The sequence below is a fragment of the Pseudonocardia sp. WMMC193 genome, assembly GCF_021728735.1.
Lineage (GTDB): Bacteria > Actinomycetota > Actinomycetes > Mycobacteriales > Pseudonocardiaceae > Pseudonocardia > Pseudonocardia oroxyli.
In genome coordinates, this window is record NZ_JAKKDO010000003.1 from 4,929,295 (window position 1) to 4,944,094 (window position 14,800).

General features: G+C 71.8%; 15 protein-coding genes. 6 read left to right on the forward strand and 9 right to left on the reverse strand.

What is annotated here, in order from left to right:
* Positions 1–251: 251 nt before the first annotated feature.
* Entirely contained in the window at positions 252–923 is a 672-nt protein-coding gene (locus tag L3X23_RS25415; protein WP_237195113.1) for a hypothetical protein, read from the forward strand.
* Positions 920–3,310 carry an AAA family ATPase gene (locus L3X23_RS25420; RefSeq protein WP_237195114.1) on the forward strand — a complete coding sequence of 797 codons (2,391 nt, stop codon included), beginning with the start codon at positions 920–922 and terminating at the stop codon, positions 3,308–3,310. Before L3X23_RS25415 ends, L3X23_RS25420 begins: the two co-directional genes overlap by 4 nt.
* A gap of 75 nt (positions 3,311–3,385) precedes the next feature.
* Here the strand turns inward: L3X23_RS25420 and L3X23_RS25425 are convergent, their stop codons facing one another.
* From L3X23_RS25425 to L3X23_RS25435, 3 genes are read right to left on the reverse strand one after another with little or no spacing between them, the layout of a single operon-like run.
* Positions 3,386–4,402 carry an NAD(P)-dependent alcohol dehydrogenase gene (locus L3X23_RS25425; protein ID WP_237195117.1) on the reverse strand — a complete coding sequence of 339 codons (1,017 nt, stop codon included), beginning with the start codon at positions 4,400–4,402 and terminating at the stop codon, positions 3,386–3,388.
* Positions 4,399–5,091: an iron-sulfur cluster assembly protein gene (locus tag L3X23_RS25430; protein ID WP_237195119.1), complete on the reverse strand. Its 693-nt coding sequence runs from the start codon at positions 5,089–5,091 to the stop codon at positions 4,399–4,401. The genes L3X23_RS25425 and L3X23_RS25430 overlap by 4 nt, the downstream gene beginning before the upstream one ends.
* Positions 5,091–6,104 (reverse strand): amidohydrolase family protein, encoded by a 1,014-nt coding sequence (locus tag L3X23_RS25435; protein WP_237195121.1) that lies wholly within the window; start codon positions 6,102–6,104, stop codon positions 5,091–5,093. Before L3X23_RS25435 ends, L3X23_RS25430 begins: the two co-directional genes overlap by 1 nt.
* Before the next feature lie 153 nt (positions 6,105–6,257).
* Here L3X23_RS25435 and L3X23_RS25440 point away from each other — a divergent pair, with 153 nt between their 5' ends.
* Together L3X23_RS25440 and L3X23_RS25445 are read left to right on the forward strand one after the other, a co-directional pair.
* A complete protein-coding gene (locus L3X23_RS25440) occupies positions 6,258–7,682 on the forward strand; it encodes a helix-turn-helix domain-containing protein (protein ID WP_237195122.1) in 1,425 nt (474 codons plus the stop codon).
* Between the two features lie 130 nt (positions 7,683–7,812).
* Positions 7,813–8,466, forward strand: coding sequence for a TrmH family RNA methyltransferase (locus L3X23_RS25445; protein WP_237195123.1), 654 nt, complete (start codon positions 7,813–7,815; stop codon positions 8,464–8,466).
* 115 nt (positions 8,467–8,581) lie between these two features.
* Here L3X23_RS25445 and L3X23_RS25450 read toward each other — a convergent pair whose 3' ends face one another.
* The 3 genes from L3X23_RS25450 to L3X23_RS25460 form a co-directional block, all read right to left on the reverse strand.
* Positions 8,582–9,265 (reverse strand): SDR family oxidoreductase, encoded by a 684-nt coding sequence (locus L3X23_RS25450; protein ID WP_237195124.1) that lies wholly within the window; start codon positions 9,263–9,265, stop codon positions 8,582–8,584.
* Positions 9,265–10,473 carry a thiolase family protein gene (locus L3X23_RS25455; RefSeq protein WP_237195125.1) on the reverse strand — a complete coding sequence of 403 codons (1,209 nt, stop codon included), beginning with the start codon at positions 10,471–10,473 and terminating at the stop codon, positions 9,265–9,267. The genes L3X23_RS25450 and L3X23_RS25455 overlap by 1 nt, the downstream gene beginning before the upstream one ends.
* Positions 10,474–10,543: 70 nt before the next feature.
* Entirely contained in the window at positions 10,544–10,990 is a 447-nt protein-coding gene (locus L3X23_RS25460) for a DUF4262 domain-containing protein (protein ID WP_237195126.1), read from the reverse strand.
* 55 nt (positions 10,991–11,045) lie between these two features.
* Here L3X23_RS25460 and L3X23_RS25465 point away from each other — a divergent pair, with 55 nt between their 5' ends.
* Positions 11,046–12,092, forward strand: a complete 1,047-nt coding sequence (locus L3X23_RS25465; RefSeq protein ID WP_237195127.1) for a glycoside hydrolase family 76 protein — start codon at positions 11,046–11,048, stop codon at positions 12,090–12,092.
* Here L3X23_RS25465 and L3X23_RS25470 read toward each other — a convergent pair.
* The 3 genes from L3X23_RS25470 to L3X23_RS25480 are packed head-to-tail and all read right to left on the reverse strand — an operon-like array spanning position 12,064 to position 13,657.
* Positions 12,064–12,765: a DedA family protein gene (locus L3X23_RS25470; RefSeq protein ID WP_237195129.1), complete on the reverse strand. Its 702-nt coding sequence runs from the start codon at positions 12,763–12,765 to the stop codon at positions 12,064–12,066. The genes L3X23_RS25465 and L3X23_RS25470 overlap by 29 nt on opposite strands.
* Before the next feature lie 36 nt (positions 12,766–12,801).
* On the reverse strand, positions 12,802–13,020 hold the full coding sequence (locus tag L3X23_RS25475; RefSeq protein ID WP_176921377.1) for a hypothetical protein: 219 nt from the start codon (positions 13,018–13,020) through the stop codon (positions 12,802–12,804).
* A 13-nt stretch (positions 13,021–13,033) separates the two neighbouring features.
* Positions 13,034–13,657 (reverse strand): RNA polymerase sigma factor, encoded by a 624-nt coding sequence (locus L3X23_RS25480; protein ID WP_093085599.1) that lies wholly within the window; start codon positions 13,655–13,657, stop codon positions 13,034–13,036.
* A 100-nt stretch (positions 13,658–13,757) separates the two neighbouring features.
* Between L3X23_RS25480 and fbaA the strand changes: the two genes are divergently transcribed.
* Positions 13,758–14,792, forward strand: a complete 1,035-nt coding sequence (fbaA, locus tag L3X23_RS25485; protein ID WP_237195135.1) for a class II fructose-bisphosphate aldolase — start codon at positions 13,758–13,760, stop codon at positions 14,790–14,792.
* The last annotated feature ends 8 nt before the right edge of the window (positions 14,793–14,800 follow it).

Genomic DNA, 14,800 nt, shown 5'->3' on the forward strand with positions numbered 1-14,800 from the left:
AGCAACCTCTTCAGGTTCGCCACGCACCGGGGCCGAACGGTCGCACCGCGCACCCGCTCGCCGACGTCCCCGACCGCACGGCGCACGCCACGCCGAAGGCGGCCCCCGAGTCGTCCTGGGCGCGGCGCGGTGGGATGGTCACACTCCGGCCGGGGGCGAAACCTGGTCGCAACCTGAACGGTGCAGTGTCGCGGGTGTTTCGTGCCGCATACTCGAAGGTCACGGAACAGTCACGGCGGGGGAGGACATCCATGGCAGGACGTACGGGGCGGCCCGTACTCCTCGGGGCGGCGGTCGTGGCGGCGTTGACCCTGCTCGTCGGGTGCGGGGCTCCGTCCTGGACCTACGTCACGAACTCCGCGGACCGCACCTACCTGAAGGTGCCGACCTCCTGGAAACAGGTGGACCCGGCCCAGGTCGCCAGCCAGCTCGGGGTCGAGTCGGCGGACGACTCGTCCCAGGGGGTGTGGATCGAGGCCTACGACTCGGACGCGCAGCCGTCGCTCAACCACATCATCGGCGAGACGGCCCAGTCGCCCGCGATCCTGGTGACCGTCCAGCCCATCCCGGAGGAGTCCCGCGGGCAGATCTCGCTGGACACCGTGCGGGACTTCATCTACCCGGTGTCGCAGTCGGCGCGCCAGCAGATGCAGCTCGGCGGGGCCACGAGCGGCCTGACCGGCTTCACGCTGCTCGGCGACGAGGTGCTCACCCCCGGCGACGGGATCCGCGGCGTGCACTCGGTGTTCTCCTACCGGGTGAACGGCGGTGAGCCCCAGATCTTCGACCAGACCGGCTATCTCAACGACGACGCGAGCAAACTTTATCTCGCCTTGGCACGCTGTTCGGTTGACTGTTTCGAGAAGAGACAGTCCGAGATCGACGGCGTCGTCTCCTCGTTCACGGTCCGGGAGGGCCCATGACCATCGTTGACGACACCGTCGGCGCGCCGCAGCCCGAGGGCTCGGCGCACCACGAGCCGCCTCCGCCGAAGTACGAGGCGAAGCGCAAGAAGATGTCCCTGTGGGACCGGTCCAAGATCCTGCTGCTGCTGGTCATCGCGTTCTTCGTGATCGTCTGGTCGCAGGTGGCGGACAACCCGCTGATGACGTTCGCGGACGCGCTGCGCATCGAGCTCGTCGACTCGCAGTGGCTGCTCTGGCTGGCCGGGGTCGAGGTGCTGCGCCAGCTGCACTACTTCCTCTCGGAGCGGTGGTCGGCCTACCACGTCTTCTGGACCCAGAAGGTCTTCGGCGGCACCGACCGGATGCTCAAGCGGCGCTGGTCGGACTGGACCCGCTTCCGGGTCGCCCGGGCGCTGAAGTGGGTCGCGTTCATCGTCCTGGTGGCGCTGGTCGCCGGCGCGGCGCTGGGCACGTCCCCGTTCCTGGCGATCTTCCAGGCACCCGCGCTGCTCTTCCAGGCGCTGCCGTTCATCTTCCAGCTGGCCTTCGCGTTCTTCTTCATCGCGTTCCAGTTCATCGGGCTGTTCTGGCTGCTCTCCCGGGGCGGTGTGGACACCTACTACCCGGACGACATCAAGACCCGCTTCACGGACGTCTGGGGCCAGGACCACGTGGTCCAGCGCATCCGCGAGAACATCATGTTCCTCGAGAAGCCGGAGGAGATCGAGGCCAAGGGCGGGTACGTGCCCGGCGGCCTGCTGCTCTGGGGGCCGCCCGGCACCGGCAAGACGCTGATGGCCGAGGCCGTGGCGGGCGAGACCGGCAAGCCCTACGTCTTCGTCGACCCGGGCGCCTTCATCAACATGTTCATGGGCGTCGGGATCCTCAAGGTCAAGTCGCTGTTCCGCAAGCTGCGCAAGCTCTCGCTGCGCTACGGCGGCGTGATCGTCTTCTTCGACGAGGCGGACGCGCTCGGCAACCGCGGCACCCTCGCGGGCACCGCCCCCGGCGGGGCACCGCGCGGGTTCACGCCGCCGCCCTTCCACGGCTCGGGCTGCCACGGCTTCTCATACCTGTCCCGGGACACGCAGTCGATGTTGTTCCGCAACTCGATGTCCTCGGTGCCGCCGCCGCAGGAGACGTCCAGCCGCTTCATGATGGGCGGGATGCAGGGCGGCGGCGGGGGTGGCGGCACGCTCCAGGCGCTGCTCACCGAGCTGTCCGGGCTGAAGAAGCCGCGCGGCCTGCTGAACCGGTGGGGCAGGCGCGCGCTGGGCATGCGGCCCAAGCCGCCGCCCAAGTACCGGATCCTGGTCATGATGGCCACGAACATGCCGGAGTCCCTCGACGAGGCGCTCCTGCGGCCGGGCCGCATCGACCGGATCTACCGGGTCGGCTACCCGTCCAAGGCGGGCCGGATCATGACCTACAGGGGCTACCTGGACAAGGTGCCCCACGAGATCACCGACGAGCACCTGGACAAGCTCGCCACGATCACCCCCTACGCCACGGGCGCCACGATCAAGGACCTGGTGAACGAGGCCCTGATCACCGCGATCCGGGACGGCCGCGAGGTCATCACCTACCGCGACCTGATGCGGGCCAAGCAGCTCAAGGAGCTCGGCCCGCCCGAGGACGTGGAGTACATCGAGCGCGAGCGGCACGCCGTCGCCGTGCACGAGGGCTGCCACGCCGTCGTCGCCTTCCGGGTGCGCGAGCACATGGAGATCGACCTGGCGACCATCGAGAAGGGCTCCGACTACCTCGGCATGGTCGCGAGCATCCCGCCGGAGGACCAGTTCACCCGGTGGCGCTCGGAGTACGAGGCGGACATCCTGGTGTCGCTGGCCTCGCTCGCGGGCGAGCGGATGTTCTTCGACGGCGACAGCTCGTCCGGCGTCTCGGGCGACCTCGAGTCGGCGACGACCGTGGCGTCGTTCATGGAGGGCATGTGGGGCATGGGGTCGACGGTCTCGTCGTACTCCTCGGCCCGCCGCCTGGAGGTCGGCTCGCCCGGCGGCGGCAAGGGCGCCCCCGGCAAGGACGGCTCCACCGAGGAGGTCATCCGGCGCGCGCTCGCGGACCGGATCGAGGACCACCTCGGCGGGCTGCTGGACAAGGCCGAGGAGATCCTGCGGGAGAACCGGGCGTCCGTGCTCGCCATCGCGCACGCGCTGGAGACGCACAAGACCCTCACGGGCGAGGACGTCGAGGCGGTCCTGACCGGCCGTGAGGGCGTGAACGTCGACGGCCGGATCTACGCCGACCCGGACTTCCTGTCCCAGCTGGAGGAGTACCACGCCGCCGCGGCGGGCGCGCACCGCGCCCACGCCCCGGTCCGGCTGGCGCTGCCCGCGATCCGCGAGCGCGAGGAGGGCCACTCGGCCGCGGCCACCGCGCAGTAGCCGCGGCTCCCGAACGCGGCGAACGGCGCTTTCGCTCACACCTCGTGAGCGAAAGCGCCGTTCGTGTCTCCAGGGTCAGGGAACGAGGATGGCGCGTCCTCGGACTCGGCCCTCGTCGAGGTCGGTGATGGCCTGTTGGAAGTCGTCGAGGGCGTAGCGCTGGGTGTGGAGGGTGACCAGGCCGCGCGCGGCGAGCTCCATGAGGTCGCAGAGGTCGTTGTAGCTGCCGACCAGGTTGCCGACGATGTTCTTCTCCGCGGAGATCAGGTCGATCGTCGGCACGTTGAGGTTCTCCCCGTATCCGACGACGTGGTAGTCGCCGGCGGGCTTGGTCATGGCCAGTCCCTCGGCGGTGCTGCCGCCCTCGCCGACGAAGTCGACCACCACCTCGGCCCCGCCGAGCGCGAGCACCTGGTCGACGTGCCCGCCGTCGGCCACGATGCCGAGGTCCGCGCCGATGGACTCGGCCAGCTTCACCGCGTCGGGGTTGCGGTCCAGCACGACCAGCCGGGCCGGGCTCAGCGCCTTGAGCACCTGGATCCCGATGTGCCCCAGGCCCCCGGCGCCGATCACCACGCAGGTGTCTCGCGGGCCGAGCCTGCGGGCGGCCTTGGCGGCCGCGTGGTAGGCGGTGAGGCCGGCGTCGGCGAGGGCGGCGACGTCGGCGGGTTCGAGGCCGTCGTCGAGTTTCACGACGGAGCGGGCGGAGGTTCGCAGGTACTCCGCGTAGCCGCCGTTCGTGTCGATGCCCGGGAACTGCGACCGGGTGCAGTGCACGTCGTCCCCGGAGCGGCAGGCCCGGCACAGCCCGCAGGTGATCAGCGGGTGCACGATGACCTTGTCGCCCTCACCGACGTTGGTGACCGCGGACCCGACGGCCGCGACCCAGCCCGCGTTCTCGTGCCCGATCGTGTACGGCAGCGTGACCTGGGACTTCTGCGCCCACTGGCCTTCGAGGATGTGCAGGTCGGTGCGGCACACCCCGGCGCCGCCGATCTTCACGACGACGTCGAACGGGCCCTGCACGGTCGGTTGCGGGACGTCGGTCAGCTCGAGGCCGCGGTGGTAGCCCACCACCTGGACTGCTCTCATGAGGCGCTCTCCGTGAGGTCGTAGCGGGTGGCCAGCAGGCCACGACAGAAGTGGGCGTTGCCCTCGATCGAGATCCGGGTCGACCGGGCCAGGCGCAGCTGCAGCGGCAGCTCCATCTCGGGGTACGGCGCACCGGTGTGGTCCACGAACACCGGCAGCTCGTCCCCGGTCCGGAGCCCGATGACGGCGCGCCTGCGGAGCAGCGCCCGGGTGGCGTCGTCGTCGGGGAGGTCGCCGATCCGGACCCGACCCAGCTCGGCGATCGGGGTCCCGGCGCGGGTCAGACGGGTCAGCACCCGTTCCATCGCGGCGGTGTGGGCCTTGCGCTGGAAGGTCGTCCGCAGCTGCTCGAGGTCCTGGTCGGCCTCGTGCCCGAACGTGCCGCGGTATCCCGCGTCGGCGGCGAGCCCGCGGTTGATGAGGTCGGAGTCGTGGTGGTCGTCGAGCTCCACGGTGACCCGGCGGGTCCACGGCAGCGCGGTCAGCGCGTCCTTGGCGTCGCTCGCCATCAGGTAGGAGAAGTTCGGCGCGCAGAAGCTCGTCGGCAGCCGCAGGTGCACGACCACGTCGGCATCGACCACGTCGAGCGACCGGACGAATCCCAGGTCGGTGATCGGCTCGTCGAGCTCGGGGTCGACGACGGTGTCCAGGGCCCGCCACGCCTCGTCGGTCCGGATCAGGCCGTCCATCAGGCCACCGCCACGGCCTGCGGCTCCTCGCGGGGGAGCTGTAGGTGCTCCGGTACCGGGATGTCGTACATCGCGGCGGCGTTGAGCCCGAGGATCTTCTTCTTCTGCGCGGTCGTCAGCGGTGCGTACTCGGTCAGGTCCTCCGGGATCTGGAAGTCCACGAACATCTCGACCAGCCACCGCGGGGTCCACAGCGCGTAGTCGCTGGAGAACTGGATCCGGTCCTCGTCGAGCCAGTACAGCAGCTCGCCGATGATCTGCGCGAAGTACTTCGGGCGGGTGTGCATGAACGGGATCGCGACCGCGAGCCCGGCGTGCACGTTCGGCTCCTGCGTGGCGATCCAGCAGAAGTCCTCGAGCCGCGGCAGACCGCAGTGCTCGACCACGAAGTTCATGTCCGGGAAGTCGGTCGCGACCTTGTCGACGTCCGCCACGTCGAACGCGTCGCGGTCCAGCGGCCGGATGGTCGGGCCCTTGTGGATGTGGATGTTGCGGATGCCCAGCTCCTGGGCCGCCTCGAGGTAGCGGTAGGACCACGGGTCGTCGAGCTTCCAGCCGCGGGAGTCACCGTGCCACTCCGCGGTGTAGAGCTTGCAGCCCTTGAGCCCGAACCGCTTCGCGTCCTCGCGCAGCTGCCGCAGCCCCTGCTCGCCGAAGCGCGGGTCCCAGCAGTGGTTGTAGGTGAGCTTGTCCGGGTGCGCCTTCGCCAGCGCCGACGCCTCCTCGGTCTGCCCGAACCCGTTCACGTAGAACTCGCCCAGCGCTGCGGGCTGGAAGATCGCGTGGTCCACGTGGCCGACCCCGAACAGATCGTGCATCAGCCGGTCACCGCCCTGGTAGAGGTAGTCCTCATAGGGCCAGACCTCGGACTCCGGGCTGAGGTTGCGGTGGTAGTCGTAGAAGCAGTCGATGAACTGCTTGCCGTGGATGTTGCGCTGGTTCTCCACTCGCGCGTCCCACAGCGCGACGTGGGCGTCGACGATGAAGTAGTCCTGCCCGTCCTTCGAGTACACCGTTGTCTCCTGTCCGTCGGTGTCGGCGACGGTAGGCGGCGCGAGCGGGTCCGCAGGGCCGTGACGAGTCTCAACGTGAGACGTCTTCGGCACCGCCGGACCACGGGTGTGTGTCACATTGGGGTCGGGAGCAGCGTCCGAGGAGGTGCGCAGATGGAGGTCCAGCGGAGCGTCACCGCGACCCCGCGGTTGTCCGCGTCCTGGCGGCGCAGCGAGGACTACGGCATCCCGCTCGACGCCGTGAACCCGGCGTTCAGCGGCGGCGTCGACAGCGCGGTCGACGGATCGCTGTTCTACGAGTGCGGCCAGGAGATCCTGGGCGGGCTGCGGGACACCCTGTCCGGCGAGCCCGTCAGCATGATGTTGACCGACGCCGACGGCCTCGTCCTCAGCCGGGTGTGCGACGAGTCGGCCCTGGTCAGCGCCCTCGACAAGACCTACCTGGCCCCCGGGTTCGCCTTCTCCGAACGCGAGGCGGGGACCAACGGGCTGGGCCTCGCGCTGGCCGACCGCGCGCCGTCGCTGGTGCGCGGCGAGGAGCACTACTGCACCGGGCTGTGGGGTTACACGTGCGCGGCCGCGCCGGTCATGGACCCCGTGTTCGGACGGCTGCTCGGCAGCGTCAACCTCACCACCTGGTCGGAGAAGTCCGCGGGCCTGCTGCTCGCGCTCGCCCAGACGGCGGCGGGCCACACCTCCACCCTGATGCTCGCCCGCGGCCGCGGGGCACAGGCCCGGCCCACCCCCAAGGGTGAGGTCTTCCGCGTGTTCACCGCCCAGCGCGACACGGCGACGCCGCCCGCCCTCGGCGAGGCCTGGGAGTCCGCGCTGGCCGAGACCGTCGCGGCGCTGCGGACCGGCCGGACGGTGGGCGTGATCGGGGAGGCCGGCGTCGGCAAGACCGCGCTGCTCGCCGCGGCGCTGCGCCGGGTGCACCGCGACCACCGGATCCTCAACGCCCGCCCGCCGGACCCGCGGGACGCCGACTCCTGGCTCGCCCTGTGGACCCCCGAGCTCGCCAAGGACCGCACCAGCGTGATCGCGGGCGGGGTGGACGCGCTGCCGCTGTGGGCGGCCTCGGAGCTGGCCACGATCGTCGGTGACGCGCGGGGCGCCTCGCTCGCGGTGACGGCGTCGGAGGCCGCGGGGATCCCGCGCCCGCTCTCCCGCCTGCTCGACACGGTGGTCTCGCTCCCGCCGCTGCGGCAACGGCCCGACGACGTCCTCCCGCTGGCCGAGTACTTCGGCGAGGTCGTCCGGGGCCGCGCGGTGCGCTTCACCCCCGCCGCGGCCCGCGCCCTGCGCACCTTCGCCTGGCCCGGCAACGCCGAACAGCTCCGACGCGTGGTCCGCGAGGCCGTGACCAGGGGCGACGTGATCGACGTCCACCACCTGGCCCCCGAAGTCCTGTGCGGCTCCAGCCGCACCCTGACCCGCATCGAGACCCTGGAGCGGGACGAGATCGCCCGGGCCCTCGCCGAGCCCGGCATCACGGTCACCCAGGCCGCGAAGAACCTGGGCATGAGCCGCGCCACGATCTACCGCAAGATCACCCAGTACGGCATCCGCCCGGAGTAGCGCCGACCACGATCGCACGTTTCGTGCTCCCAGTGCTGCATGATCACGATTTGCGTGCGCTCACGGCGGTGCGGACAGCACGGAGAGCACGAGACGTGCCGCTCCGGGCGGCCGGGCACAATGGCCGCCCGTGAGCGACGACGAGCCCGGGGCGACGGAGTGGGCGGTGCCCGGGCAGGTGGGGGTCGGCCCGTGGGAGGGCGCGCCGCCCGACGACCCCCGCTACGACCCCGAGCTGCTGGCGGGCGGTGACCGGCGCAACGTCGTGGACGCCTACCGCTACTGGCGCCGGGACGCGGTGGTGGCGGACCTCGCCGCGCGGGCGCACCCCTTCCACGTCGCCATCGAGAACTTCGGCCACGACCACAACATCGGGACCGTGGTGCGCACGGCCAACGCCTTCGCCGCGGCCGCCGTGCACATCGTCGGACGACGGCGGTGGAACCGGCGGGGCGCGATGGTCACCGACCGCTACCAGACGCTGCACCACCACGAGAGCGTCTCCGGTCTGGTCGCGTTCGCCCGCGCGCACGGGCTCGCGGTCGTGGCGGTGGACAACACCGAGGGCTCGGTGCGGCTGGAGACCGCGGAGCTCCCGCGCGACTGCGTGCTGCTGTTCGGGCAGGAGGGCCCGGGCCTCACCCCCGAGGCCCGGGCCGGTGCCGACCTGCTCGTGTCGATCGCGCAGTTCGGTTCCACCCGCTCGATCAACGCCGGCGTGGCAGGCGGGATCGTGATGCACACCTGGGTCCGGCAGCACGCGGACCTCGACACCGCCTGGTGAGCGCACCGCCGACCCACGAACGTGACGGCAACGTTCTCGACCCCGCGCTCCGGTGACGCCCGCGCAGTCGGGGTGCGCCGAGTGTCACCGGAGCATGCCTTCCGGAGCGCTCAGGTCACGCTCGCGCCGCGAGCGGGGTGGACAGGCCCGCCTTCACCTGGCGGCTGACGTCGTCCGCCAGGAGCTCGGTCGCGCCGGCCTCCAGCGCGTCCAGGATCTGGGTCGCGACGCCCGCCGCGGAGATCTTCGGAACCTCCAGCCGGGCGGTCATGTCGGTGTCCATGTACCCCACGTGCACGGCCAGGACCTGCGTGTCCGGCAGCTCCGCCCGCAGCGAGTTCGTGAACGACCAGGCCGCGGCCTTGGACGCCGAGTACGCACCCGAGGGCGGGAGCGCGAGCCACGAGAGCACCGACAGGACGTTCACGACCGCCCCGCCGCCGTTGCGCGCCAGGACCGGCGCGAAGGCCCGCGCCACGGTGACCGGACCGAACAGGTTCGTCTCGAACTCCGCGCGGGCCGCGTCGAGGTCCCCCGTGAGCAGCGAGCCCGCGCCGGCCCGCCCGGCGTTGTTGATCACGATGTCGACGTCCGGCAGGTCCGCGGCGGTCTCGGCGACCGCCGCGGCGTCGGTGACGTCCAGCGCCACGGGGACGAGGTGGGGGTCGGTCACCGTGTTCGGGTTCCGCGCGCCCGCGTAGACCGTCTTCGCCCCGCGCTCGACGAGATGCCGGGCCAGGTGGGCGCCGAGCCCACGGTTCGCGCCCGTGACCAGCACGGTGCTTCCGGTGATCTGCATCAGAGCCGCTCCAGGATCGTGGCGTTGGCGGTGCCGCCCGCCTCGCACATGGTCTGCAGGCCGTAGCGGCCGCCGGTCCGCTCGAGGACACCGAGCAGGGTCGTGGCCAGCCGGGCCCCGCTCGCGCCGAGCGGGTGGCCGATGGCGATCGCGCCCCCGTCGACGTTCACCTTCGCCGGGTCCGCGCCGGTCTCGGCCAGCCAGGCCAGGACGACGGGCGCGAACGCCTCGTTGACCTCGAACGCGTCGATGTCCGCGATGGTCAGCCCAGCCCTGGCCAGCACCTTCGCCGTGGCCGGGATGATGCCGGTGAGCATGTAGATCGGGTCGTCGCCCGCCACGGTGGTGGTGTGGACGCGCGCCCGCGGCCGCCAGCCGCGCGCCGCCGCGATCTCCGAGGTGGTGACGAGCAGGGCCGCGGAGCCGTCGTTGATCGGCGAGGAGTTGCCCGCCGTGATCGACCAGTCGAGCTCGCCGAAGCGGTCGGTCCACCGCGGGTCCGCGAACGCGGGGCGCAGCCCGGCCAGCGTCTCGACGGTCGTCCCGGGGCGGATCGTCTCGTCCCGCTCGAGCTGGGTGACGGAGCCGTCCGCGTGGGTGACCTTCACCGGCGCCACCTGGGAGGCGAAGAATCCCTGCTCCCAGGCGGCCGCGGCGCGACGGTGGCTCTCCGCGGAGAACTCGTCCAGCCGGGTGCGGGAGAGCCCCCACTTCCGCGTGATCAGCTCGGCGCTGACGCCCTGCGGGATCAGCCCGCCGGGATAGATCCGGCTGATCGACGGGCCCGCGACGTCCTGACGCACCCCGTCGACCAGCGCGGAGCTGCCGATCGGCACGTGGCTCATCGACTCCGCGCCCGAGGCGATCGCGATGTCGTACTCGCCCGCGATCACCCCGTTCGCCGCGAAGGACAGCGCCTGCTGGCTGCTCCCGCACTGCCGGTCCACGGTCACGCCGGGCACCGACTCCGGCAGTCCGGCCGCGATCGCGGCGAACCGGGTGGTGTTGCCGCTCTGCTCACCCACCTGCCCGACGACGCCGCCGATCACGTCGTCGATCTCGTGCGGGCGCAACCCGGGCACCCGCTCGACGAGGCTGCGCAACGCGTGGGCGTGCAGCTCCACCGGATGGACCTCGGCGTACGCCCCGCCCGGCCTGCCCTTGCCGACCGGTGTCCGGACGGCCTCGACGATCACTGCGTCACGCATCACGACCTCCTGGGTCTCTCAATGCAACCCAGTCTGCATTGCGCTGCGAGACTCAGCAAGGACTGCCGCGTCACTCGCAGAGCACGCACGGCCCGTCCGAGCCGGGCAGCTCGGCGTACCCCTCCTCCGGGATGATCAGCAACGCCTCCACGGGAGGACCGCCCGGCGTGCGGTAGAGCCGCTGCGCCGCGGCCAGCCAGGGCACCGGGTCGGGGAACTCCACCACGCTGACCAGCCCGTCCGGCAATCCCACGGTGTCCCCCGGGCCGAGCCGGCCGCCGATCCGGACGTACTCGCCCAGCCGGTTGAGCAGCCGGGCGGCGGTGGCCCGGCCCACCGCGAACACGATGAGCTCGGAATGCCCGAAGCCGGACAGCCCGACGGTGTAGACGAAGGGCGGCCCCTCGACGTCTCCGAGAACGGCCTGCAGGGCCCAGCCGTGGCGGCGGATGGTCTCGCGCTGCCAGGCCTCGTACTGGTCGGCGCGGTGGACGGAGGCGGGGGTGTCGTGGTTCATGCCCGGGACGGTAGGGCCGACCCCCGACAAGTTCCCTCTGCCAGGATCAGGGGTGATGACCACCCTGTGGACAGAGCGCGGGGCCGCCGCCGAACGCGCCGTCGTGGCCCGGTACCTCCATCGCGTCGGCGGGTCCGTTCCCGCCACCCGGATCGGCCGGGTGCAGAGCCCGCGCGCCCGCCGCTTCGGACCCTGGCACTACTGGTGGCAGGCGCATCTCCTCGACTGCCTGGTCGACGCCCAGCAGCGCAGTCCGACGCCCCGCCGGTCCGCGCAGATCGCCGGCCTGGTCCGTGGCGTGCGGCTGCGCAACCTCGGCCGCTGGACGAACGACTACTACGACGACATCGCCTGGTTCGGCCTGGCCGTCCACCGTGCGGGGCCCCGGGCCCGCTCGGGTGCGCGGGCCGTCGCGGCGATCACCGCGCGCCTGCGCGCCGGGTACACCGACGACCTCGGCGGAGGCATCTGGTGGCGCCGCGGGGACGACTTCAAGAACGCCCCCGCGAACGGCCCGGCGGCGATCCTGCTGGCCCGCACCGGGGACGTCGAGCGGGCGGCGGCGCTCACGGACTGGATGGCGGACAACCTCGTCGACCCCGACAGCGGTCTGGTGATCGACGGGATCCGGGTGGGCGGGAAGCGGGAGACGACCACCTACACCTACTGCCAGGGCGTCTACCTGGGGGCCTGCGTGGAGCTGGCACGGCGGCGGGGTGACGCCCGGTGGCGGGAGCGGGCCCGCGGGGTCCTCGAGGCCACGGCGGCCCGGCTCGCCGAGCCGAACGGTGTGGTCGGCGGCTACGACGACGGCGGCGACGGCGGCCTGTTCAACGGCATCCTCGCCCGCTACCTGGCCGAGGCCGCGGTCCGGCTACCGGATCTCCCGCACGCCCGGGACCTGGTCCTGGCCAGCGCCGAGTCCGTCTGGGAGCACCGCGCCGACACCCCGCACGGCCCCGCGTTCGCCCACGACTGGCGCAAGGCCGCCCGCGTGCCGGCGCCCGGAGCTCCGGAGGGGGACCTGTCCGTGCAGCTCAGCGCCTGGATGCTGCTGGAGGCGGCGGCGCGGGTCAGCGCCGCCGGTCGTCCGGCCGGATGACCGGGAGCTGCACCGTGGCGTCGGGGTCGAGCCCCGCGGCGGGCTTCTGCTTCCGCGCCCGGATCACCTCGACGATGATCGGCAGCACGGAGATCAGCACGATCAGGACGAGCATGAGCTCGATGTTGTCCCGGACGACCTGGAACTGGCCCAGGAAGTAGCCCAGCACCGTGACGCCCGCGGCCCACGCGACCCCGCCGATCAGCGAGTAGGTGAAGTACCGCTTGGGCTCCATCCGCCCGACGCCCGCCATGACCGTGATGAACGTCCGCACGATCGGCACGAACCGCGCCATCACGATGGCCCGGTTGCCGTACTTGTCGAAGAAGCCCTGGGTCTTCTCGACGTGCTCGGGTTTGAACAGCCTGCTCTTGGGCTTGTCGAAGATGGCCGGACCCGCCTTGCGGCCGATCCAGTACCCCGCGACGTTGCCGACGAACGCCGCGGCCACCAGGAGCACGCACACCACCCACAGCGGTGTGCCGATCGCCCCCGTCGCGACGAACAGGCCCGCGGTGAACAGCAGCGAGTCGCCCGGCAGGAAGAAGCCGAGCAGCAGGCCGCACTCCGCGAAGATGATGAGCGCCAGGCCGAGCAGCGCCCACGGGCCGAGCCACGAGATGATGACGTCGGGCTTCAGCCACTCGGGACCGAGCGCCAGGGTGGTGGTCACAGGGCGAAACGGTACCGGGCCACCCTGTGGGCCCCGTCAGCCGACCGTGGGAAGCACCCCGGGGGCGAGCAGCGACACCAGCGCGATCCCGACCCCCAACAGCACCCCGGCCAGCAGCGCGACGGCGAGGGCGAGCGTGATCTGGCGGCGCAGGGCGGCTCGCGGGTCACCGTGCGGGCGCGGCGGCAGGCCGGTCGCGGAGACCCGGGCCTGGGCCCGGAGCGCCTCGGCCACTCTGTCCTCGGGGTGGGTCACGGCGGCCAGTCTCTCACCCCGGTCCGCCGGACCGTTCGGCCATGACCCGGGCCACCGTGTCGAGCGCGCGGCTCGCCGTCGACTTCACCGTGCCGCGGGTGATCCCGGCGGCCTCGGCGATCTCCGCCTCGGACAGTCCCCCGTAGTAGCGCAGCACCAGGACCTCGCGCTGGCGGGGCGGCAGCGTGCCCAGCGCGTCGACCACGGCCTGGTGCTCGGCGGAGAGCATGGCCAGCGACTCCGCGGAGCGGGCGTTGACCTGGTGGGGCGCGACGTACTCCCGGGCCGTGCGACGCCGGCGCAGCACCGACCGCGACCCGTTCACCACCGCCGTGCGCAGGTACCCGACGGCGGCCGCCTCGTCCCGCAGACCGCTCCAGTGCCGGTGCAGGCCCGCGAAGGCCTCCTGCACGACGTCCTCGGCCGTGGCGGGCTCGTCCACGAGCAGGACGGCGAGCCGGACCAGGCGCATCCGGTGGTCCCGGTAGAGGTCCGCGAGGGTGAGCGGGCCGCCCGCCTGCGGAGCCTCCACCTCGGGGTCCGGACGCGAGTCGATGCGCCGCAACCGGCTCAGCGTCCGGTCCACCGTCTGCTCGACCGGGCTCTCGAACCCACCCGTTCCCGCTCCAACCCCCACGGGCCTACCTTAACGAGCGTGACTGACGTCCCCGTGTGAGTCGCGCCTGGTGGGCGATACTGACGGGCGACACCCGGCGGACCCCGAGGAGAGCGCGCAGATGCCGATCGCCACCCCCGAGATCTACAACGAGATGCTGGACAAGGCCAAGAGCGGTGAGTACGCCTACCCGGCGATCAACGTCACCAGCTCGCAGACCCTGCACGCGGCGTTGCGTGGCTTCGCGGAGGCGGGCAGCGACGGCATCGTCCAGGTCTCCACCGGCGGCGCGGAGTTCCTGTCGGGGACCCGGGTCAAGAACATGGTCACCGGCGCCGTGGCGCTGGCCGAGTTCGCCCACGTCGTCGCGGACTCCTACCCGGTGAACGTGGCCCTGCACACGGACCACTGCCCGAAGGACAAGCTGGACACCTACGTGCGGCCGCTGATCGCGATCAGCCGCGAGCGGGTGGACGCCGGCCGCAACCCGCTCTTCCAGTCCCACATGTGGGACGGCTCGGCCACCGAGCTCGAGGAGAACCTGAAGATCGCCGCCGAGCTGCTCGACGAGGCCGTCAAGGCGAAGATCATCCTGGAGATCGAGATCGGGGTCGTGGGCGGCGAGGAGGACGGCGTCGCGAACGACATCAACGAGAAGCTCTACACCGCCCCCGGCGACTACGAGCGGACCGTCGAGGCGCTCGGCGGCGGCGACAAGGGTCGCTACCTGCTGGCCGCCACGTTCGGCAACGTCCACGGCGTGTACAAGCCGGGCAACGTGAAGCTGCGCCCGGAGATCCTCAAGGAGGGCCAGCAGGTCGCCTCGGCGAAGCTGGGTCTCCCGGAGGGCTCCAAGCCCTTCGACCTGGTCTTCCACGGCGGCTCCGGCTCGCTGCTGGAGGAGATCCACGAGGCGCTGTCCTACGGCGTCGTGAAGATGAACGTGGACACCGACACCCAGTACGCCTACACGCGCCCGATCGCGGCGCACATGTTCACGAACTACGACGGCGTGCTGAAGGTCGACGGCGAGGTCGGCGACAAGAAGACCTACGACCCGCGCACCTACGGCAAGAAGGCCGAGATCTCGATGTCGGAGCGGGTCGTCGAGGCGTGCGAGTCGCTGAAGTCGGCGGGCAAGTCCCTGGCCGGCTGACCGCGTCC

What these genes read in the sequence shown, in the direction of transcription:
- L3X23_RS25415 (WP_237195113.1), top strand. Translation starts at nt 252, where the DNA reads ATGGCAGGACGTACGGGGCGGCCCGTACTCCTCGGGGCGGCGGTCGTG.
- L3X23_RS25420 (WP_237195114.1), top strand. Translation starts at nt 920, where the DNA reads ATGACCATCGTTGACGACACCGTCGGCGCGCCGCAGCCCGAGGGCTCG.
- L3X23_RS25425 (WP_237195117.1), bottom strand. Translation starts at nt 4,402, where the DNA reads ATGAGAGCAGTCCAGGTGGTGGGCTACCACCGCGGCCTCGAGCTGACC.
- L3X23_RS25430 (WP_237195119.1), bottom strand. Translation starts at nt 5,091, where the DNA reads ATGGACGGCCTGATCCGGACCGACGAGGCGTGGCGGGCCCTGGACACC.
- L3X23_RS25440 (WP_237195122.1), top strand. Translation starts at nt 6,258, where the DNA reads ATGGAGGTCCAGCGGAGCGTCACCGCGACCCCGCGGTTGTCCGCGTCC.
- L3X23_RS25450 (WP_237195124.1), bottom strand. Translation starts at nt 9,265, where the DNA reads ATGCAGATCACCGGAAGCACCGTGCTGGTCACGGGCGCGAACCGTGGG.
- L3X23_RS25455 (WP_237195125.1), bottom strand. Translation starts at nt 10,473, where the DNA reads ATGCGTGACGCAGTGATCGTCGAGGCCGTCCGGACACCGGTCGGCAAG.
- L3X23_RS25460 (WP_237195126.1), bottom strand. Translation starts at nt 10,990, where the DNA reads ATGAACCACGACACCCCCGCCTCCGTCCACCGCGCCGACCAGTACGAG.
- L3X23_RS25465 (WP_237195127.1), top strand. Translation starts at nt 11,046, where the DNA reads ATGACCACCCTGTGGACAGAGCGCGGGGCCGCCGCCGAACGCGCCGTC.
- fbaA (WP_237195135.1), top strand. Translation starts at nt 13,758, where the DNA reads ATGCCGATCGCCACCCCCGAGATCTACAACGAGATGCTGGACAAGGCC.